The organism is Streptomyces sp. IBSBF 3136 (genome assembly GCF_036815105.1).
GTDB lineage: Bacteria > Actinomycetota > Actinomycetes > Streptomycetales > Streptomycetaceae > Streptomyces.
In genome coordinates this window covers 18,505-37,754 of the sequence record NZ_JAJSZC010000055.1, presented here as the reverse complement: position 1 = coordinate 37,754, position 19,250 = coordinate 18,505, and the positions used below count along the sequence as shown (strand labels likewise).

Sequence of the window (19,250 nt, the reverse complement as noted above, 5' to 3'; positions counted from 1 at the left end):
CCCACCCCGCCGCACCCCCTTCGCCGCCCTCGGTCTCCTGCTCGCGAAAAAACCCGGCACCGAGTGATCGTCACCCGACAACGCCCTGATCAGCGCATTCACTGCCAGTGATCACTGGCGTCGTGTGAGCACTCGGTGAATCCCCGTTACCGACGGGTACCCAAAGCCTCCGCCGCGGCATACCCTGCGGCTCATGACGGACTCGCAGGCCCCGGACCTCACCGGTACCAACCCGCTCGCGCCCGCCCCCGAGGGCGTCCGCACCGCCGCCGACGTGGTCACGCCGGAGCTGGTGGCCCAGCTGACCAAGGGCGTCGTCGGCTCCGGCCGTACCGCCAACCACACCCCGTTCACCGGCGACAAGCTGGCGGACCTGCCCGAGTCCAACCCCGAGGACGTGCTCAGGGCGTTCCAGGCCGCCCGGGCCGCCCAGGCCGTCTGGGAGCGGACGCCGGTCAGGCAGCGCGCGGCCGTGCTGCTCCGCTTCCACGACCTGCTGCTGGAGCGGCAGGCCGAGGTGCTGGACCTGGTGCAGCTGGAGACCGGCAAGGCCCGGCTGCACGCCCACGAGGAGGTGCAGGCCGTCGCCGTCGCGGCCCGCCACTACGGCCGGAAGGCCCCCGGCTACCTGCGCCCCAAGCGCCACACCGGCGCCGTCCCGACCCTCACCAAGGTCTCCGAGCTGCGCCACCCGCGCGGTGTCGTGGGCCAGATCGCCCCCTGGAACTACCCCCTGGAGCTGTCGGTCGGCGACGCGCTGCCCGCCTTCGTCGCCGGCAACGCGGTGGTGATGAAGCCGGACACCGAGACCTGCCTCACGGCCCTGTGGGCGCGGGACCTGCTCATCGAGGCCGGGCTGCCCGCCGACGTCTTCCAGGTCGTGCTCGGCGAGGGGCCGGTCGTCGGCCCCGAGCTGGTCCGGCACGCCGACTACGTCTCCTTCACCGGCTCCACCCGCACCGGCCGCGAGGTCGCCCAGGGCGCCGCCGCCCGTCTGGTCGGCGTCTCGCTCGAACTCGGCGGCAAGAACGCCATGCTGGTGCTGGACGACGCCGACATCGAGAAGGCGGCCGCGGGCGCGGTCCGCGCCTGCTTCTCCTCGGCCGGCCAACTGTGCATCTCCATCGAGCGGTTGTACGTCCACGAGTCCATCGCCGACACCTTCCTCGAGCGCTTCGCCGCACGCACGCGGGCGATGCGGCTCGGCAACTCCCTCGCCTACGGCGCCGAGATGGGCTCCCTGGCCGGGGAACGGCAGCTGAAGGCGGTCGAGCGGCACGTGGAGGACGCCGTCGCCAAGGGGGCGAAGGTGGTCGCCGGTGGTGTGGCCCGCCCGGACGTCGGCCCGTACTTCTTCGAGCCGACCATCCTCGACGGCGTCGAGGACTCCATGGCCGTCTGCGACGAGGAGACCTTCGGCCCGGTCGTCTCCGTCTACCGGTTCGGCACCGACGACGAGGCGGTCGAGCGCGCCAACGCGACGCCGTACGGCCTGAACGCCTCGGTGTGGACGACGAGCGCCCGGCGTGGTCTGGACGTCGCCTCCCGGCTGCGCACCGGCACGGTCAACGTCAACGAGGGCTACGCGCCGGCCTACGGCAGCGTGCAGTCCCCGATGGGTGGCATGAAGGACTCCGGCCTCGGCCGCCGCCACGGCTCCGAGGGCATCCTCAAGTACACCGAGGCCCAGACGGTGGCCCGGCAGCGGCTGCTGCCGATGGCGCCGTCGCTGGGCATGGACGACGAGAAGTACGCCCGGTTCATGAGCCGCAGCCTGCGGCTCATGAAGGCGTTCCGGTTCCGGTAACCAGCCCACGGGCGCGGGGCCGCACCGATGTGCGGCCCCCGCGCGAGCGCGACCGGCCACAGAGCACCCGCACGCGAACTCGACGAGGAGAACCCCGTGCCCCAGGACGCTTACGACTACGACGTCCTAGTCATCGGCTCCGGCTTCGGCGGATCGGTGTCCGCCCTGCGCCTGACGGAGAAGGGCTACTCGGTCGGCGTGCTGGAGGCGGGCCGCCGCTTCACCCGCGACAGCCTCCCCAGGAACTCCTGGGACCTGAAGAACTACCTGTGGGCCCCCCGGCTCGGCATGTACGGCATCCAGCGGATCCACCTGCTGGGCAACGTCATGGTGCTGGCGGGCGCCGGTGTCGGCGGCGGCTCGCTGAACTACGCCAACACCCTGTACGTGCCGCCGAAGGCGTTCTTCGAGGACGCCCAGTGGCGGGACATCACCGACTGGCAGGAGGAGCTGCGGCCGTACTACGACCAGGCGCGACGCATGCTCGGGGTGCGGCTCAACCCCACCATGACCCCCTCCGACGTGCACCTGAAGGCGGCGGCGCAGCGGATGGGTGTCGGCGACACCTTCCACCTCGCGCCGGTCGGCGTCTTCTTCGGTGACGGCGAGGACGCCGACGGCAAGGCGAGGGCGAAGCCGGGCGGCGAGGTCGCGGACCCGTACTTCGGCGGTGCCGGCCCCTCCCGCAGGGCCTGCACCGAGTGCGGTGAGTGCATGACGGGCTGCCGGCACGGCGCGAAGAACACCCTGAACGAGAACTACCTGTACCTCGCCGAGAAGGCGGGCGCGGTCGTCCACCCCCTGACGACGGTCGTCTCCGTCACGGACGACTCGCGGGGCGGGTACGCGGTGGCGACGCTGCCGACGGACCAGAGGAAGAAGGGCCGGGGCCGGGTCTTCACCGCGCGGAAGGTCGTCGTCGCGGCCGGCACCTACGGCACCCAGACCCTGCTGCACCGCATGAAGGCCGGCGGTCAGCTGCCGTACCTGTCCGCCCGGCTCGGCGACCTGACCCGCACCAACTCCGAGGCGCTGGTCGGCGCGCAGACCGACAACCGGCGCTACCGCAAGGCCACCGGGCAGGCGAGGGCCGACTTCACGCGCGGTGTCGCCATCACGTCCTCGGTCCACCCCGACGACAGCACCCACATCGAGCCGGTGCGCTACGGCAAGGGCTCCAACTCGATGGGCGGCCTGTCGATCCTCCAGGTCCCCTACGCCGAGGGCTCCTCGCGGGTCCTGGCCTGGCTGGCGAACGCGGCCCGCCACCCCGTGCTGGTCGCCCGCTCCCTGTCCAACCGGCGCTGGTCGGAGCGGACCATCATCGGCCTGGTGATGCAGTCCCTGGACAACTCGCTGACGACCTACCTGAAGCCCGGCGGCGTCGGCAAGGGCCTGCTCACCGCCCGGCAGGGGCACGGCGCCCCCAACCCCAAGCAGATCAGGGCCGCCTCGGAGGCCGCGACCGCGCTCGCCGCCGAGATCAACGGCTTCCCCGGGAGCAACGTCGGCGAGCTGATGGGCACCCCGCTGACCGCGCACTTCCTCGGCGGCTGCCCCATCGGCGACTCCCCGGAGACCGGTGTGATCGACCCGTACCACCGGCTCTACGGCCACCCCGGGATCTCCGTGGTGGACGGGGCCGCGGTCTCGGCGAACCTCGGCGTCAACCCGTCGCTGACGATCACCGCGCAGGCCGAGCGGGCCATGTCGTACTGGCCGAACAAGGGCGAGGAGGACCCGCGCCCGGCCCAGGGCGCGGCGTACGAGCGGCTGAAGCCGGTGGAGCCGCGCGACGCGGCGGTCCCCGCGGACGCGTTCGGCGCGCTGAAGCTGCCGTTCCTCGGGATACCGGCGGTGCCGCCGAAGGAGCGGCCCGCGAAGTAGCGGACGACGAGGGACCTGCGTCCCCCTCCGAACGCAGGTCCCTCGCCTCTTACCGTCTTCTTGATCCGGCAGCAGGTTTGATCAGCGGGGACCCCGGACGGTTGCACGGCCTCAGGAGATTTCTGAGTGGTGTCCGTCACAGCGTCATCGGGGTGCGGGCATGGCGAAGGGCCCCGCGGGACTCGAGCCGCGGGGCCCTTCCTCGTCAGCACCGACGTCAGGGCAGCGCCGGTGCCTGGTGGCGGCGCCGGGGGGTTGCGCCGCCTGTGATGTGGTCTCGACCCCGGCGGACGGGTCGGATCGGCCAAGTGCCGTGGCCCGCGCGGGGACTTGGGACTTGTACGCATCGTGCTGGATGAGCGAGGCATCCGCAACCGTTTGGCCCGGCACTGGTGCATATTTGCAGTTTTCCGCCGGTCGGCCCCGGGCGTCCCCGGAGCCGACCGTTCTCTTGGGTGACCGGGCTGCTGTCCCCTGCCGTCCGGTCACTTCCCTGGAGCGAGGTCCCACGGCGCACGGCACGACCCGTACACCTCATCGCCCCAGCGAGCCACGCGTGGTTCTCTCGGGCCCGCCCCTGGCTGGCACGGACACCGGGCTCAACGAAGCGGTGCGCGGGCCGGTCACGCGCCGTACGGGTGAGAGCGGGACCGAACTCAGATGCGACCCCGGCACAGCTCAAGCAGGGTCATCGCGAGAGAGGTGCCGGGCTTGCCCAGGGCCGCGCTGTAACGGCCCAGGATCTCCATCTCGCGGGAGAGGTGCACGCGCCGGCCGCCCGAGGCGATCCGGGTCCGCTGCACGACGGTGGACACGGCCATCCGTTCCTGGATGAGGCCGATGATCCGGTCGTCGAGGGCGTCGATCCGCGCACGCGCGTCGGCGATGGTCTGTTCCGGGGACTGCTCGGGGGTGACGGTCGTCATGTCGGGGCTCCTCGGTGGCGGTGAGTGCACCGGAACGGCAGGACCCGGGAAACGACAGGTGCCCCGGGCCTTGTCGGCCCGGGGCACCTGGTAAGTCGCTCGATTCGCTCAAGCAGGACGACCATGGCAGCCGGCGGGCCGGGTGCCATAGGTAAACAGGAAGGTCGTCTGCGCGAGCATGCGGCCAGTATGCCACGCCCCGGCACAGGTAAGCGTGGCCACCCACCCCGTTAGACTCGGTAGCACAGACCCCCGCCCGACCACCAGAAGGCACCCCGTGTCATCAGCGACTTCCAGTGCCGCCAGTCCCGACACCGTCCTGGTCGTGGACTTCGGCGCACAGTACGCCCAGCTCATCGCCCGTCGTGTCCGCGAGGCGCGGGTCTACAGCGAGATCGTGCCGAGCACCATGCCGGTCCAGGAGATGCTCGCCAAGAACCCCGCGGCGATCATCCTCTCCGGCGGCCCCTCGTCCGTCTACGAGGAGGGCGCCCCCCGCCTCGACGGCGCGCTGTTCGAGGCCGGCGTCCCCGTCTTCGGCATGTGCTACGGCTTCCAGCTGATGGCACAGGTGCTCGGCGGCACCGTCGACAACACCGGTGCCCGTGAGTACGGCCGCACCGACCTGCACGTCTCCCGGTCCGGCTCCACCCTCTTCGAGGGCACCCCGGACGAGCAGCAGGTGTGGATGTCGCACGGGGACGCCTGCTCCGCCGCCCCCGAGGGCTTCTCGGTCACCGCGTCCACGGACGTCGTCCCCGTCGCCGCGTTCGAGAACGACGAGAAGAAGCTCTACGGCGTCCAGTACCACCCCGAGGTCATGCACTCCACGCACGGCCAGCAGGTGCTGGAGCACTTCCTGTACCGCGGCGCGGGCCTGAAGCCCGACTGGACCACCGGCAACGTCATCGACGAGCAGGTGGCCGCCATCCGCGAGCAGGTCGGCGACAAGCGGGCGATCTGCGGTCTGTCCGGCGGCGTGGACTCCGCGGTCGCCGCCGCCCTCGTCGCGCGCGCCATCGGCGACCAGCTGACCTGCGTGTACGTCGACCACGGCCTGATGCGCAAGGGCGAGACCGAGCAGGTCGAGAAGGACTTCGTGGCCGCGACCGGCGTCAAGCTGGTCGTCGTGGACGCCGAGGAGCGGTTCCTCGCCGCGCTCAAGGGCGTCAGCGACCCCGAGGAGAAGCGGAAGATCATCGGCCGCGAGTTCATCCGCGTCTTCGAGCAGGCGCAGGCCGAGATCATCGCCGACCAGGGCCCGGCCGTGGAGTTCCTGGTCCAGGGCACCCTGTACCCGGACGTGGTCGAGTCCGGCGGCGGCACCGGCACCGCCAACATCAAGTCGCACCACAACGTCGGCGGCCTGCCCGAGGACCTCGAGTTCCAGCTCATCGAGCCGCTGCGCAAGCTGTTCAAGGACGAGGTCCGCATGGTCGGCCAGGAGCTGGGCCTGCCGGAGGAGATCGTCCAGCGCCAGCCCTTCCCGGGGCCCGGCCTCGGTATCCGGATCGTCGGCGAGGTCACCAAGGAGCGGCTCGACCTGCTCCGCGACGCGGACGCCATCGCCCGTGAGGAGCTGACGGCGGCCGGTCTCGACCGGGACATCTGGCAGTGCCCGGTGGTGCTGCTCGCGGACGTCCGCTCCGTCGGCGTCCAGGGCGACGGCCGCACCTACGGCCACCCGATCGTGCTGCGCCCGGTCTCCTCCGAGGACGCCATGACCGCCGACTGGTCCCGGCTGCCGTACGACGTCCTCGCCCGCATCTCGACCCGGATCACCAACGAGGTCCGGGACGTCAACCGGGTCGTCCTCGACGTGACGTCGAAGCCGCCGGGCACCATCGAGTGGGAGTAGTCCTCCCGTTCGTGAAGATCAGGTCCGCCTGAGGGCACGCACCGGCTCTCCGGGCCTCCACACCTGGGTGACCAGGTACTTCTCGTCCTCGACGTAGGTCCGTACGACCTCCGTCAGCTCGGTGCGGAAGAGGTGGAACGGCTGCGGCGGTTCCACCTCTTCGACGTACGCCCCCTTCAGCGCCGCGTCGACGACCTCGAACGCCCGACCGCCGATCCGGACGTCGCCGCCGTTCACGTCGGTGCCCGGGTTGGCCTGGAGCGCGAAGCGCGGGTCGCGGAGCAGGTCGAGCGCCTTGCGGGAGCCCGGCATCATGCCGAGCCACAGTTCTCCGCGCAGGAAGCGGACCTCCAGGCCGCTGGTGCGCGGCGAACCGTCCCTGCGCACGGTGGCGAGGACGTGGTGCCGGTACGCGCCGAAGCGCTCCTCGGTGAGCGCCGCCAGATCGGGTGCGGCGATGGTGAAGGCTGCCCAGTTCATGCATGCCAGCCTCGCGGTCAATCCCGACACCTTCTGTCGGGTATCCGTCGCGGATGTCATCGTTACCCCCCAGCACTGCCCTTTTGCGCTGACCGGCGGTAACTTCCGGCCCGTACCGCAAACCCCCACGCTGGAGGACCTATGCACGGGCCGACGCCGCCCCTGCCGCTGCCCACCGACCAGCTCCAGTTCGCCATGCCGCCGATGCACGAATCGGTCGAGGACGAACGCCGGCACCGCAAGGAGCGGCTGGCGGGAGCCCTGCGGATCTTCGGCCGCGCGGGCTTCGAGGACGGAGTGTCCGGGCACATCACCGCACGCGACCCCGAATTCACCGACTGCTTCTGGGTCAACCCGTTCGGGATGCCCTTCCGTCACGTCACCGTCGGCGACCTCGTCCTCGCCAACCGGGACGGACAGGTGGTCGAGGGCCGCTACCACATCAACCAGGCCGCGTTCACCGTGCACGCCCAGGTCCACGCGGCCCGCCCGGACGTCGTCGCCGTCGCGCACTGTCACTCCGTGCACGGCCGCGCCGTCGCCGCGCTCGGCGACCTCATCGACCCCATCACCCAGGAGAGCTGCGCCTTCTACGAGGACGTGGCGCTCTACGACGCCTACACCGGCGTCGCCGTCGACGCCGAGGAGGGCCGGCGCATCGCGTCCGCGCTCGGCTCCCGCAAGGCCCTCGTGCTGCGCAACCACGGACTGCTGACCGTCGGGGACTCGGTGGACGCGGCGGCCTGGTGGTTCCTGTCCATGGAGCGCTCCTGCCAGGTGCAGCTGATGGCGAAGGCGGCCGGCCGGCCGGTCCTCATCGACCACAAGCTGGCCGTCGCCACCCGCGAACAGCTCGGCGGCGACCTGGTGGCCTGGATCAACTACCAGCCGCTGTGGCGGGACATCAGCCGTCGCGAGCCCGACCTGCTCAGCTGAACCCCCGGAGCACCGCCGCCTTGGTCACCGCGAACTCCTCGTCCGTGAGCACCCCGGCGCGGTGCAGCTCGCCCAGTTCCCGCAGCCGGCGCAGCAGGACGTCGTGGTGGTCGGCCCGCGCAGGCCCGGCGGACGGCCCCTCCGGGTCCGGGTACCCGCCGCCGGTGCGGGTGGAGGGGTGTGGCAGCCGGGCGGTGACGGCCGCCGCGACCAGCGCGGTCAGCAGGTCGCGGCGCACGCTGCCCCACAGGTCGAGGGTGTAGGGGTCCCGCTCGGGCGGCAGCTTGGAGAACGCCGTCTCCCGGGTCACGAACCGCAGGAAGCCGTCCTCGGACCCGCAGTTGGGCAGCCACTCCACCTGAACCAGGTCGCCCAGGCCGATGATCCGCGGGCCGGTCGCGCGCTTGACCCGGTCGGAGCTGTCGGCCCAGTCGATGCGCACCTGGGCGCCGTCGAAGGAGACCGTGCCGTCGGAGGACCGCACCGAGACCGGCACCGGCGGCCCCGGCAGCAGATAGGCCGGGGCGGGCTCCCTGGGCACCTGGTCGAGCAGCAGCGCGTGCCGGATCTCCTCGGCGACGAACTCGGCGATCCCGCCCCGGTCGGCGTCCACGGCCAGCCGGTAGGGATCGGCGGTCTCCGGCAGCCGGCCGCCCGTGGCCTGGAGCAGCGGGTCGGCGCCCTCGCGCAGCCGCATCCGCAGCCGGCCCCGCTTGCGCTCGGGTTCGAAGACGACACCGGACACCGCCGCCAGCGGTACGGCGATCTCCCCGTACGTCTGCCGGAACAGCGGAACGGAACGGTGGAGGCCGGGGGTGATCCGGATCGTGCTGCCGTCGAACGCCCAGGTGCCGTCCCGCTGGATGATCTCGGCCATACGAGGATTCTCGCAGCCGGGTCAACACGCGGGCCCCGACTTCACCCGCCGTAACCCGGCCCGGCGGCCCCCGACGGCCCCGGGTAGGGCACAATTCGCAGTCGGCACAGGGGAGTTGCACGGCGGCTGAGCGGCCCGCGGACGGGCCGCCGGCCGTGTCTCGGGTCATGGGGAAGGCGGGCGTCGGTCGTGGCGGTGCAGGAGGCGAGACAGGGCGCGGCGACGGCTGCCGACGGAGCCCACGGGGGTGGCTGCACCTGCGGCGACTGCCCGCACGGGGCCCGGGAGGGGCACCGGCGGGCCGTCGCCGCGTTCCTGCGCGCGCGGGACGGGTTCGCGGCCGGGCAGGGGCTGCCGACGGCCGTGGCGCACTCGGCGTCCGCCTCCCGCCAGTGGGTCTCCGAGGAACTGACCCAGCGGGCGGAGGCCGTCGCGGAGCGGGGCCGGGCGGAGGGCGAGGCATGGCTGTCCCGGCTGTGGCTGCGGACGGCCCGCACGGTCTGGGGCGCGGTCGTCGCCCTGCTGCTCGCCGAGTCGCTCACCGCGGTCGGGGCGGGCTGGACCGGCGCCCGCACCGCCGCCCTGCTCGCCGCGCTGGTCGTGGCGGGAGCGCTGACCGCGGCCTCCTGGTTCCACCGGGCGCGCGGCGGGGCGCTGGCCCCGGTGATCGGTGAGGACAACCGGATGTCCACCTCGCGCGCGGTGGCGGTCGCCTGGGTCCTGCTCGTCGCCTACGCGGTCCTGCTGCTGGCCGGCCGGCTGGCCGTCGCCTCCGACCCCGCCGAGCGCGACGCGCTGCTCGCCGGACTCGACCTGGCGCGCGGGGCGGGCGTGGTGACCGTCCTCGCCGTGGTGTGCGGCATCGCCGTGCTGGTCCGCAGGGTGGTGGGCCTGCGCATCCTCGGGCTGCGGCTGCAGAAGGTGCAGGCCCACCGGCCGCGCGCCGCCGACCTGCTGACCGACGATTCCGGCCGGGGCGCCTTCGCCGACATCCAGTACGTCGTCGTCAGCGCCGTCGCCGTGCTGTTCGCCGCCGTACGGCTGGCCCGCCGTCCCGACCAGCTGCCCGACCTGCCCTGGGGGCTCGCGGTCGTCGTGCTGATCTCGGCCGGGACCTATCTCGCCGGGAAGTACGCCGAGGGCGGCCGTCCCGTGATCCTGTCCGTGGTCCGGGCCCGCGAGCCCGGTGACCTGGACGGACCGATCCGCACCGGCGACGACATCGAGATCCGCGGCGTCGGCTTCGTCCCGCCGGGCGCCCGGAGCGCCGACCGGCTCTCCCGGATGGTCGTGCGCATCGGCGCGGTCGACGTGCACGTCCCGCTGGTCCCCGTCGCCGGCGGCTTCCGCAACCCGACGGACACCGTCCTGACCGTGCCGGTACCGGTCGAGGTCGAGCCCGGGTCGGTGGAGGTCCAGGTGGTCACCGCGGCCGGGGTGGCGACCAACCGGTGTGTCGTCGACGTGGCCGACTGAGCCAGGGCCCCGGTGGGACGGGGGCGTCCCGGAACGGCGGGGCTGCGGATTCCGGGTGGATTCGACATCCGGAAAGGCGACCGCGGGGGACTGAACCCTGGGCGCCCGTCGTACGTATCGTCGGATGAGGGCTCCGTACGGCGGACGAGAGGCGGCTTGAGTGATGACTCACGGCATTCGGACGGACACGCAGGCGGCACAACTCGACCGCGGCGACCGTCTGCGCGACACCGCCACCCGCTACGCCCTCCTTCCGCTCCGTGTCTTCCTCGGGGTCACCTTCATTTACGCGGGCCTGAACAAGCTCACCGACAGCGCCTTCCTGAAATCCGGCGGCGCCGGCTCGATCGGCGACACCATGCGCTCGGCCCGCGCGGCCTCCGCCGTCCCCGCCCTGATCGACCTGGCGCTGAAGAACCCGGTCGGCTTCGGCTACGCCATAGCCCTCGGCGAGCTGGCCGTGGGGATCGGCACGCTGCTCGGGCTGTTCGGCCGCCTGGCCGCCCTCGGCGGAGCGCTGATCTCCCTCAGCCTGTGGCTCACCGTCAGCTGGGCCACGACGCCCTACTACTACGGCAACGACCTCGCCTTCCTGATGGCCTGGCTGCCCCTCGTCCTCGCCGGGGCGCCCTACCTCTCGCTGGACGCGGTCCTGCGCACGCGGCGACAGCGCAGGCGAGGCTACTGAGCCTCGCCTCCGCGCCGGCTGCGCATGCCCCGTGCCACGGCCGACGTGACACCGCCCAGGACCATGCCGCCCGCCACGAGCGGGATCATGACGAACCACGGGGTCTGCCACCACCCCGCCGCGTCACCGGCGAAGACGGCGCCGGCGGCGGCGAGGGCGAGACCGACGACCAGCCTGCCGGGCCGGAACTCATGACGCAGCACGGCTCACCGCCACGTTCCCCACGGCCACCTGGAGGTTGAGGTCCAGCGTGCCCGCGTTCCGGCCGTCGCCCCTGACCGGGGTCAGGGTCGTATCGGTATGCCTGCCCGGGCGCACGTCCACGTCCTTCCTGTCGTCACCGGGCAACCGGATGTCGCCCACCCCCACGTCGATGTTCATCCGCACGACCGTGTCCGCCGGCACGATCACCTTCAGCTGTCCCGCGCCCACGTGGGCGTCCGTGCCGACCTTCTGCCCCTCCGCCAGGCGCAGGCCGGACAGGTCAAGGGTGCCCGCGCCGGTGCCGAGATCGTACGTGGGGCGCACGTCCGCCACCGTGGCCGGCTTCCACGAGGTCCGGTGCCACTGGGTGGTGATGTCCTCGGGCAGCGCCGTGACCCCCGCGAGCAGTCCCGCCGTGACGAGCGCCAGGAACACCGATCCGGCCCCCGTCCGCCCCAGGAAGGCGCTGAACGCGATGCCCAGGCCGAAGACCACGAGCGCGCAGGCCAGGCCGGTCTGCAGGCTGCTGCCCAGCGAGTGCGTGTCCCGGGTCAGGCCGGTGCCCAGCCCCCCGGCGAGCAGGGCGAGCAGGAAGACCCAGCCGCCGATCCAGCGTGGTCCGCGCGGTGCCACGGGAGCGGTGCGCGGCGGCTGCACGGAGCCGTGGTGGGTCCAGGGCGTGGCGACGCCGACGTCGACCGCCGAGGCGGGGTCGCGGGCCCCCGACGGACCCCACAGATAGCCGGTGCCGCCGACGTGCGTGCCGTCCTTGACGATCGGGTCCCGCCACCAGGACGGGTAGGCGGTGGCGACCGGCGGCGCCTGGGCCTCCGGCGGGGCGTCGGCGGCGGCCTGGGCGGCCAGCGGATCGGGGTCGGCCGCGTCCCGCCGCCGCGACCAGTACCCGGCGCCGGCCAGCAGCAGGGACAGCACCACCGCGAAGGTGAGCACCCCGCCGTTCTTCAGCATGGTCAGGAAGATCCCGCAGCCGACCAGGGCGAACAGCACGGCGGCCAGTGCCTGGCCGTCGACCCGCCCGGTCAGCAGCTTGCGGACCTCGTTCTCCTCCTCCTCGTCGAACGGCACGAGGAGCCAGGCGAAGCCGTAGAAGATGAGGCCGATGCCGCCGGTCGCGGCCAGCACGGCCAGGGTGATGCGGAAGATCACCGGGTCCATGTCGGTCTGGCGTCCGAGTCCGGCGCACACGCCCGCGATCGACTTGTGCCCGCGGTCCCGCCGGAAGCGGTTGGGCGGCCCGTCGGCCCCCTGTTCCGGCCCGTCGGCCCCCTGCCCCGGCGCAGGCCGCGTCCCCTCGGTCCGCTCCGTGTTCTCGGTCCCCTCCGTCCGTCGTCCCCGTCCCGTCGCGGCGGGCTCGGCATCCGTCGGCCCGGTGCCCGGGGCCGGGCGCGGGCCGGTGCCGGGTCCCGGACCCGTCGCGGCGTGCTCGTGATCCGTCATGCGTCCATGGTGACGGGCCGTCCGCCGCCGCGGGAGCCGGGATGACCCTGGGCGAACCCTGAGATCCGACCCGAGAGGGCCCGGGGAGGGGTTCGAGGCACGGCTCCGGGTCGATTCCGGGGCCGGTTCCGGACCGGTTCAGGCGGCCCGCTCGAAGATCAGGGGACTCTAGGGGGCCGACCCTGATGCTCCGTACACCTGCCCGTGTGACCATCGTTGGCATGCCGGAAGCCGCAAGCCTGCCACTCGACGACCCGCGGCCCCCGCGCAAGCTCTACCGCAGCAGCGACGGCCGCTGGCTCGGTGGAGTGGCGCGTGGACTCGCGGGGCATCTCGGGCTGCCCGTGATCTGGGTCCGGCTGGCCTTCGTCGGCCTGTTCATGGCGGACGGGCTCGGGGCGCTGCTGTACGCCGCGTTCTGGTTCTTCGTGCCGCTCGGCGTCGGTGGCGTCGGCGACCAGAAGTCGCAGTCGCTGGTCGGCACCGAGACCTCGCCCGACGGCCGCCGAAGACTGGTCGCCCGCAAGCCGGACAAGGGCCAGATCGTCGCCCTGCTCCTCATGGTCATCGTGTCGATGGTGTTCGTGGGGAGCGTCAACCTGACCCGGGGCGCCAAGGCGTACCTGCTGCCCGCCGTCCTGGTCGCGGCCGGTGTCGCCCTAGTCTGGCGCCAGGCGGACAACGCCCGCCGGGCCCGCTGGGTCGAGGTGGGCAGCCGGCGGCGCACGCTCACCCTGCTGCGCGCGGGCGTCGGCGTCCTGCTGGTCACCGCCGGTGTCTCCGCCATCTTCGTCATGCAGGGCTCGGCCGCCCACCTCGGCGCGGTCCTGCAGGCCGCGCTCGCCGTCCTGGTCGGCATCACGCTGCTCGCCGGCCCCTATCTCGTCCGCATGACCCAGGACCTGTCCGAGGAACGCCTGATGCGCATCCGCGCCCAGGAGCGCGCCGAGGTCGCCGCCCACGTCCACGACTCCGTGCTGCACACCCTCACCCTGATCCAGCGCAACGCCGACAACGCGGGCGAGGTGCGCCGACTGGCCCGGGCCCAGGAGCGGGACCTGCGCACCTGGCTGTACAAACCGGAGGGCACCGGCAAGGACGAGGACGACGAGCCGGACACGGTCGCCGAGGCGGTGCGGCGCAACGCGGCCGAGGTCGAGGACAAGCACGGCGTGCCCATCGAGGTGGTGGTGGTCGGGGACTGCCCGCTCGACGAGAGGACCGCCGCGCAGATGCAGGCCGCGCGCGAGGCGATGGTGAACGCCGCCAAGTACGGTGGCGACGGCGGCGCCGTGCAGGTCTACGCCGAGGTCGAGGGGAAGACGGTCTTCGTGTCCGTCCGCGACCGCGGTCCGGGCTTCGATCTCGACTCGATACCCGCCGACCGCATGGGCGTCAGAGAATCGATCATCGGCCGTATGGAACGCAACGGCGGCACGGCCCGGCTGCGGGCGGTGCCGGGCGGCGGCACGGAGGTCGAGCTGGAGATGGAGAGGGTGGAGAGGACGTCATGAGCGACGCGACCGAGGCGAACGGTACGGCGGGGGCGGCGGAGCGGGCCGGGTCCGGCGCGGAGGAGCGGCACGTGCGCGTGGTGCTCGTGGACGACCACCGGATGTTCCGCACCGGCGTCCAGGCCGAGATCGGGCAGACCGCCCAGACCGGTGTGGAGGTGGTCGGCGAGGCCGCGGACGTCGACCAGGCGGTCACGGTCATCACGGCGACCCGGCCCGAGGTGGTCCTCCTCGACGTCCACCTGCCGGGCGGCGGCGGGGTCGAAGTGCTGCGCCGGTGCGCCGCGTTGATGTCGGCCGCCGAGGCGCCGGTCCGCTTCCTCGCGCTGTCCGTGTCGGACGCCGCCGAGGACGTGATCGGGGTGATCCGCGGCGGAGCCCGCGGTTATGTCACCAAGACCATCACGGGCACCGACCTGATCGACTCGATCTTCCGGGTGCAGGAGGGCGACGCCGTCTTCTCGCCGCGGCTGGCCGGGTTCGTCCTGGACGCCTTCGCCTCCACCGACGCCCCGCCGGTCGACGAGGACCTGGACCGCCTCACCCAGCGCGAACGGGAGGTGCTGCGCCTGATCGCCCGCGGCTACGCGTACAAGGAGATCGCCAAGCAGCTGTTCATCTCGGTGAAGACGGTCGAGTCGCACGTCTCGGCGGTCCTGCGCAAGCTCCAGCTGTCCAACCGGCACGAGCTGACCCGCTGGGCCACCGCCCGCCGCCTGGTCTGACCGCAGTACCGGCCGGCCTCAGGCCACCCGGGTCGCCCCGGCGAACGGCATCTGGTCGATGGGGGCCAGGCGGACCGGCGCCGACGGGTTCGGGGCGTGGATCATCTGCCCGTTGCCCACGTAGATGCCGACGTGGCTGATGCCGGAGTAGAAGAACACCAGGTCGCCCGGTCGCAGTTCGGCGCGGGAGACCCGCCGGCCGGCGTTGATCTGGGCGTAGGTGGTGCGGGGGAGCGAGACCCCGGCGGAGTGGTAGGCGGCCAGGGCCAGGCCCGAGCAGTCGAAGGCGTCCGGGCCGGTCGCGCCCCACACGTACGGGCTGCCGAGCTTCCGGTAGGCATAGGCGACGGCCGCCGCGGCGCGGGAGTCCGGGGCGGAGGCGGTCGATCCCGGCTCGTCCAGCGGCGGCCGGGCGTCCGGGGTGGACCGTGTGGCATGCCGCGGCGCTCCGCCGTCCCCGGTCACCTGCGCCCGTTCCCGCGGAGTGAGCCGCGCCAGCAGCCGGCGCGCCTGCGCCAGCTTCTCCGTGATGGTCCGCTTCTGCCGCCTCAGTTCCGCCTGCCGCGACCGCAGCGCCGTCAGCTCGCCGCGGGCGGCCCCGCGCAACTGCTCGACCTCCCGCAGTTGCTCGCGCACCCGGGCCACCGCCCCGGCCCGCTGGGCGCCGGCCCGCTCCGCGAACGCGGCGCCGTCCAGGTACCGGTCGGGGTCGCTGGAGAGGGCGAGCTGCCAGGCGGGGTCGATGCCGCCCTCGCGGTACTGCGCCGCGGCGAAGGACCCCAGCGCGTCGCGGGCCGAGTCGAGCTTCTGCTGCTTGCGCGCGGTCTCGTCCCGCAGCGAGTTCAGCCGTCGCTGGGCCGCGCCGGCCTTCTCCTTGGCCCCGTCGTAGGTCTCGGTGGCGGCCTCCGCCTGCTGGTACAGCTTGTCCACCTTGGCCTTCACCTGCGCCGCGGTCAGTTCCGGGGCGGCGCTGCCGGTGCCGTCGAACACCGCGGCGGTGGCCGCGCCCGCGAGGGCGAGGGTGACGGCCGTACGGGCGGTGCTGCCGCCGAGCGAGCGCTGTCGGGGCTTGCGGTGCGCTGCCACCTGGACCGTCACGACCTTTCGTGGGACTGCTGCGTCTGGGGCGATCGAGGCGACCGGCGATGGCCCGCACAGGGGGAGCGGGCCACCGCCGGGCCTTTCTCGGCGCGGCGACCGGCGGCCGCCCCTGGCCCGGGCGGCGGTGGGGTGCCGGTCACCTGGGGGAGGACGCTAGGCCCGTCTGTGACAGGTTGGTAACGCGGAGTACGGAACTGGCGCCGACGGATCGAAACGTGACCGTAAGTGACCGTATCGCCGTGCCGGAGTCGTCGTCTTCACGTAGCGTGGTGACCGATGCGCGGAATGCGGGACACCAGGGAGTGCTGGGGTGCTATGGGGCGCATATATGCAAGAGGCGCCGGCTGTCACACAGGGCCCGGTGACAGCCGGTCGGGGAGCCCTCATTAGGCTCCGGGCTCATGGACGTACTCATCCATCTCCTCGTCGGCCTGCACATCATCGGCATCGCCGCACTGCTCGGTGGTTTCCTCACCCAGATGAAGGCGATGGGCCGGGGCACGGCGCGCTTCGTCCCCGGGATGCTGCACGGCGCCTTCACCATGCTGGTCACCGGCGTGGCCCTGGTCGGGCTCAACGAGGCCGACGGCCACCACGTCAACACCTTCAAGATCGGCGTGAAGCTGGCCCTGCTCATCGTGATCCTCGGGCTGGTCTACGTGCAGCGCGACGAGGAGAAGGTGGACAAGCGCGTCTTCGGCCTGGTCGGCCTGCTGACCACGGCGAACATCTTCATCGCCGTGCTGTGGACGTGACGCTCAGAGCCGGGCGCTGATCCCGGCCCGGGCGTCGAGGACCGCGCCCACCGCGACCGCGAGCCACGCGGCCACCGCCACCCACATCAGCACCTGCCCCAGGCTACGCAGCCACGGGACGTCCAGGACGGTCGCGCCCGACAGCACGGCCGCGGCGGTCATCCCCTGCGGGAACACCGTCGCCCACCGCCGCACGTCGTAGGCCGGCCGCGGCCGGGCCACCTCGGCCACCAGCAGCACGGCGTACCAGGCCAGACTCAGGACGAGCAGCGCGCCCGTCATGTCGCGCAGCACCCCCTCGTCGTCGTCGTTCCACAGGTACAGCCGCGCGCTGTCGGCGGCGAGCAGCCTCGCACCGGCCAGTGCCGAGATGGCGAGCGCCCCGCCCGCGATCCACTGGTCCCCGGCCCCCTGCCACAACTGCCGGGGGTCGAAGCGCGGCAGGGCGACGCAGTAGAGCACCAGACCCAGCCAGAACAGCACCAGCGCGGCATGCGCGAGCCACGCCGTGCTCTCGGCCGCGGCCAGGGTGGCCGCAAGCACCGCGAGTCCCTCGGTGCCCACGCAGCACAGGAACACCGCTCCCGGCATGCGCCGCTCCCAGCGCCGTACGACCAGGAACAGCAGCACCGGCCAGAGCAGCGCCGCCAGCGCCAGGAACTCCTCGGCCGGCGTCTGGCTGCCGAGCGCCGACAGGCGGGTGCCGAGCACCGTCGTGGCGGCCACGGCGGTGATCGAGCCCGGAGTCCCCGCGTCGGCCAGCCAGCGCTGCCGCCGCCACACCAGCCGGGCGCAGAAGTCGGCGGCCAGCGCCAGCCAGGCGAGGCAGCCGAGCCAGAGGAAGACCCGGGACACCGTCTCGTGGCCCGTCATGTGGAGGGCGATCGAGACGATGCCGGTCGCCAGGACGGCGGCGCCCGCCGCCGGCGGACGCTCCGCCCACCACGCGCGCAGACCTGAGATGCCGGGCATGATCCAGATGCTAGGGAGCCGCGCGAGCCGCACGGCGAGGCCACGCGCGCGTGGGGCTCGAAAAGACGACGACGGTACGTCCGCGCATCCGGGCGTCCGGACGCGCGGACGCGCGTCAGGCGGGCCGGACCACGCTGTGGACGACCCGGTCGCCGCCGTGCTGGACGGACTCCTCGCGGACGTACGCGCCGGGCCCCGGCGCGTGGATCATCGTCCCGTCCCCCGTGCACAGGCCCACATGGCTCAGGTCTTCGTGGAAGAAGACCAGGTCACCGGGGCGCGCGTCGGCGAGCGGGACCGTCGTGCCCAGGGCGGCCTGGGCACGGGCGGTGCGCGGCAGGATGACACCGGCGGCCTTCCAGGCGGCCCGGGTGAGACCGGCGCAGTCGTAGGAGCCGGGCCCGCTGGCCCCGTTCACGTACGGCTTGCCGATCTGGGCGCGGGCGAACGCGATCGCCAGGCCGGCCCTGGTGGCACGCCCGCCCGGGGACGTCCCGTACGACGGTGCCGCGGCCTCCCGCGGCCCGCGCGGTCCGGCCTCGGCCGGTGTCGGGGCCTGGGCCTGGGCCAGGGGCGCAGCCGGGGCAGGTGCCGGGGCCGTTGTCGGAGCCAGGGCCGGGGCCGGCGGCGGCTCCGCCGGGGCGGTCAGCCGGGCCAGCAGTCCGCGGGCGGCGGCGAGCTTGTGCTGGACGGCCGCCTTGGCGGTCTTCGGGTCGTACGCCGGTGCGGCCGCGGGGGCGGCCTCCTGCCGCCGGCCGGCGGCTCCGGCGCGCTCGGGGGCGTGCGCCGGGGGGCCCGGAACCGGGGCCTCGGCGTCGGTCTCGGTGCTCCTGGCGGTCTCCTGGCGCTTCTTCACCGTCGAGGCCAGCCGGTCCATCAGCCGGGTCTGGTGGAAGTAGTCGGGCGGGCGCTGGTCCCGCTCCGGCTCCTGCGGGCCGTCGCTGAACGCCGCTTTCCCGCGCAGTGAGTCCAGCCGGCCCCACTGCCGTCCGGTCCGTTCCTGGGTGTCCTCGGACGGCGCGGCCGGCGACTCGGCCCGCCGGTAGAACTCGTCGATCTTCTTCTCGATCTCCTCCACGCTCGGCCTGCCGTCGTCGACGGGGGCCGCCTCGGCCGTCTGGGACAGGACGGCCACGGAGGTGAACGCGGCGGTGGCGAGAGCGGGGGTGCGCAGACCCGGTCCACTTCCGCCGGGCCGCGGCTTGCGGTGCGACGCCAAGGGTGGCGACTCCTTCCAACGTGCCGCCTACCGGGTTAGCTGTCGGGTTCGGGCGGGTGGTTCGGAAGGGTTGCCCTACGGCGTCGTCCCGGTCGGGAGTCGGCCGATTCACCCCGGGATCGGTGGGTCCCCGGCTCCGGCCGCGTGAGGCGCACCGGACTCGGCGGAGGCCACGACGCCCGGCGACGTTCGCCGGAAGGGGTGCGTGCGGCCTGACGGCAACCTAGCCAACTCGTGTGACTCCTGTGAAGGTTGGTGTGCCTTATGTCCGATACATTTCCGTGACCTGGCCCATGTTTCACACCGGTGTGACAGGGCGCTTTCGCAGCGTGAGGGCCATGTCGGCCCCCGCGGCGTGAGGACCGGC

Annotated in this window: 17 protein-coding genes and 1 riboswitch; of the genes, 9 read left to right on the top strand and 8 right to left on the bottom strand. The window is 73.0% G+C overall.

Annotated elements, in window-relative coordinates; translation table 11 throughout:
• Positions 1-193: 193 nt before the first annotated feature.
• Both V7E45_RS14745 and V7E45_RS14740 read left to right on the top strand, forming a co-directional pair.
• Entirely contained in the window at positions 194-1,807 is a 1,614-nt protein-coding gene (locus V7E45_RS14745; RefSeq protein WP_333774597.1) for a succinic semialdehyde dehydrogenase, read from the top strand.
• Positions 1,808-1,903: 96 nt separating this feature from the next.
• Entirely contained in the window at positions 1,904-3,694 is a 1,791-nt protein-coding gene (locus V7E45_RS14740) for a GMC family oxidoreductase (RefSeq protein ID WP_333774596.1), read from the top strand.
• Between the two features lie 656 nt (positions 3,695-4,350).
• Here V7E45_RS14740 and V7E45_RS14735 read toward each other — a convergent pair.
• A complete protein-coding gene (locus V7E45_RS14735) occupies positions 4,351-4,620 on the bottom strand; it encodes a chorismate mutase (RefSeq protein ID WP_333774595.1) in 270 nt (89 codons plus the stop codon).
• A 277-nt stretch (positions 4,621-4,897) separates the two neighbouring features.
• Here V7E45_RS14735 and guaA point away from each other — a divergent pair, with 277 nt between their 5' ends.
• Entirely contained in the window at positions 4,898-6,478 is a 1,581-nt protein-coding gene (gene guaA, locus V7E45_RS14730; protein WP_333774594.1) for a glutamine-hydrolyzing GMP synthase, read from the top strand.
• Positions 6,479-6,496: 18 nt separating this feature from the next.
• On the opposite strand, the gene V7E45_RS14725 is transcribed toward guaA, so the two are convergent.
• Entirely contained in the window at positions 6,497-6,958 is a 462-nt protein-coding gene (locus V7E45_RS14725; protein ID WP_333774593.1) for a pyridoxamine 5'-phosphate oxidase family protein, read from the bottom strand.
• Positions 6,959-7,099: 141 nt separating this feature from the next.
• Here V7E45_RS14725 and V7E45_RS14720 point away from each other — a divergent pair, with 141 nt between their 5' ends.
• Complete coding sequence (locus tag V7E45_RS14720) at positions 7,100-7,894, top strand: class II aldolase/adducin family protein (RefSeq protein WP_333774592.1); 795 nt, start codon at positions 7,100-7,102, stop codon at positions 7,892-7,894.
• Here the strand turns inward: V7E45_RS14720 and V7E45_RS14715 are convergent.
• Complete coding sequence (locus V7E45_RS14715; protein ID WP_333774591.1) at positions 7,887-8,771, bottom strand: DUF4429 domain-containing protein; 885 nt, start codon at positions 8,769-8,771, stop codon at positions 7,887-7,889. The two genes, V7E45_RS14720 and V7E45_RS14715, sit on opposite strands and share 8 nt — an antisense overlap.
• Before the next feature lie 189 nt (positions 8,772-8,960).
• Here V7E45_RS14715 and V7E45_RS14710 point away from each other — a divergent pair, with 189 nt between their 5' ends.
• Positions 8,961-10,247: a hypothetical protein gene (locus tag V7E45_RS14710; protein WP_333774590.1), complete on the top strand. Its 1,287-nt coding sequence runs from the start codon at positions 8,961-8,963 to the stop codon at positions 10,245-10,247.
• Positions 10,248-10,410: 163 nt separating this feature from the next.
• Positions 10,411-10,935 (top strand): DoxX family protein, encoded by a 525-nt coding sequence (locus V7E45_RS14705; protein ID WP_333774589.1) that lies wholly within the window; start codon positions 10,411-10,413, stop codon positions 10,933-10,935.
• Here the strand turns inward: V7E45_RS14705 and V7E45_RS14700 are convergent.
• Together V7E45_RS14700 and V7E45_RS14695 are read right to left on the bottom strand one after the other, a co-directional pair.
• Positions 10,929-11,138 carry a hypothetical protein gene (locus V7E45_RS14700; protein ID WP_333774588.1) on the bottom strand — a complete coding sequence of 70 codons (210 nt, stop codon included), beginning with the start codon at positions 11,136-11,138 and terminating at the stop codon, positions 10,929-10,931. The two genes, V7E45_RS14705 and V7E45_RS14700, sit on opposite strands and share 7 nt — an antisense overlap.
• Positions 11,125-12,597 carry a PspC domain-containing protein gene (locus tag V7E45_RS14695; RefSeq protein ID WP_333774587.1) on the bottom strand — a complete coding sequence of 491 codons (1,473 nt, stop codon included), beginning with the start codon at positions 12,595-12,597 and terminating at the stop codon, positions 11,125-11,127. The genes V7E45_RS14700 and V7E45_RS14695 overlap by 14 nt, the downstream gene beginning before the upstream one ends.
• A gap of 221 nt (positions 12,598-12,818) precedes the next feature.
• Between V7E45_RS14695 and V7E45_RS14690 the strand changes: the two genes are divergently transcribed.
• Together V7E45_RS14690 and V7E45_RS14685 are read left to right on the top strand one after the other, a co-directional pair.
• On the top strand, positions 12,819-14,111 hold the full coding sequence (locus V7E45_RS14690) for an ATP-binding protein (RefSeq protein WP_333774586.1): 1,293 nt from the start codon (positions 12,819-12,821) through the stop codon (positions 14,109-14,111).
• Positions 14,108-14,836 carry a response regulator transcription factor gene (locus V7E45_RS14685; RefSeq protein ID WP_333774585.1) on the top strand — a complete coding sequence of 243 codons (729 nt, stop codon included), beginning with the start codon at positions 14,108-14,110 and terminating at the stop codon, positions 14,834-14,836. The genes V7E45_RS14690 and V7E45_RS14685 overlap by 4 nt, the downstream gene beginning before the upstream one ends.
• A gap of 18 nt (positions 14,837-14,854) precedes the next feature.
• On the opposite strand, the gene V7E45_RS14680 is transcribed toward V7E45_RS14685, so the two are convergent.
• Positions 14,855-15,922, bottom strand: a complete 1,068-nt coding sequence (locus V7E45_RS14680) for a C40 family peptidase (RefSeq protein ID WP_333774600.1) — start codon at positions 15,920-15,922, stop codon at positions 14,855-14,857.
• A gap of 416 nt (positions 15,923-16,338) precedes the next feature.
• On the opposite strand from V7E45_RS14680, the gene V7E45_RS14675 reads away from it, so the two are divergent.
• On the top strand, positions 16,339-16,692 hold the full coding sequence (locus tag V7E45_RS14675; RefSeq protein WP_333774584.1) for a hypothetical protein: 354 nt from the start codon (positions 16,339-16,341) through the stop codon (positions 16,690-16,692).
• A gap of 3 nt (positions 16,693-16,695) precedes the next feature.
• On the opposite strand, the gene V7E45_RS14670 is transcribed toward V7E45_RS14675, so the two are convergent.
• Positions 16,696-17,664, bottom strand: a complete 969-nt coding sequence (locus V7E45_RS14670; protein WP_333774583.1) for a tellurite resistance/C4-dicarboxylate transporter family protein — start codon at positions 17,662-17,664, stop codon at positions 16,696-16,698.
• A 115-nt stretch (positions 17,665-17,779) separates the two neighbouring features.
• Positions 17,780-18,883, bottom strand: a complete 1,104-nt coding sequence (locus tag V7E45_RS14665) for a C40 family peptidase (RefSeq protein ID WP_333774582.1) — start codon at positions 18,881-18,883, stop codon at positions 17,780-17,782.
• A gap of 8 nt (positions 18,884-18,891) precedes the next feature.
• Positions 18,892-19,059, bottom strand: a riboswitch (cyclic di-AMP (ydaO/yuaA leader).
• Positions 19,060-19,250: the final 191 nt, after the last annotated feature.

Bases quoted from the DNA above. Each gene is read 5' to 3' on its own strand.
- V7E45_RS14745 (WP_333774597.1), top strand. From the start codon at position 194: ATGACGGACTCGCAGGCCCCGGACCTCACCGGTACCAACCCGCTCGCG.
- V7E45_RS14735 (WP_333774595.1), bottom strand. From the start codon at position 4,620: ATGACGACCGTCACCCCCGAGCAGTCCCCGGAACAGACCATCGCCGAC.
- V7E45_RS14725 (WP_333774593.1), bottom strand. From the start codon at position 6,958: ATGAACTGGGCAGCCTTCACCATCGCCGCACCCGATCTGGCGGCGCTC.
- V7E45_RS14720 (WP_333774592.1), top strand. From the start codon at position 7,100: ATGCACGGGCCGACGCCGCCCCTGCCGCTGCCCACCGACCAGCTCCAG.
- V7E45_RS14715 (WP_333774591.1), bottom strand. From the start codon at position 8,771: ATGGCCGAGATCATCCAGCGGGACGGCACCTGGGCGTTCGACGGCAGC.
- V7E45_RS14705 (WP_333774589.1), top strand. From the start codon at position 10,411: ATGACTCACGGCATTCGGACGGACACGCAGGCGGCACAACTCGACCGC.
- V7E45_RS14695 (WP_333774587.1), bottom strand. From the start codon at position 12,597: ATGACGGATCACGAGCACGCCGCGACGGGTCCGGGACCCGGCACCGGC.
- V7E45_RS14690 (WP_333774586.1), top strand. From the start codon at position 12,819: ATGCCGGAAGCCGCAAGCCTGCCACTCGACGACCCGCGGCCCCCGCGC.
- V7E45_RS14685 (WP_333774585.1), top strand. From the start codon at position 14,108: ATGAGCGACGCGACCGAGGCGAACGGTACGGCGGGGGCGGCGGAGCGG.
- V7E45_RS14675 (WP_333774584.1), top strand. From the start codon at position 16,339: ATGGACGTACTCATCCATCTCCTCGTCGGCCTGCACATCATCGGCATC.
- V7E45_RS14670 (WP_333774583.1), bottom strand. From the start codon at position 17,664: ATGCCCGGCATCTCAGGTCTGCGCGCGTGGTGGGCGGAGCGTCCGCCG.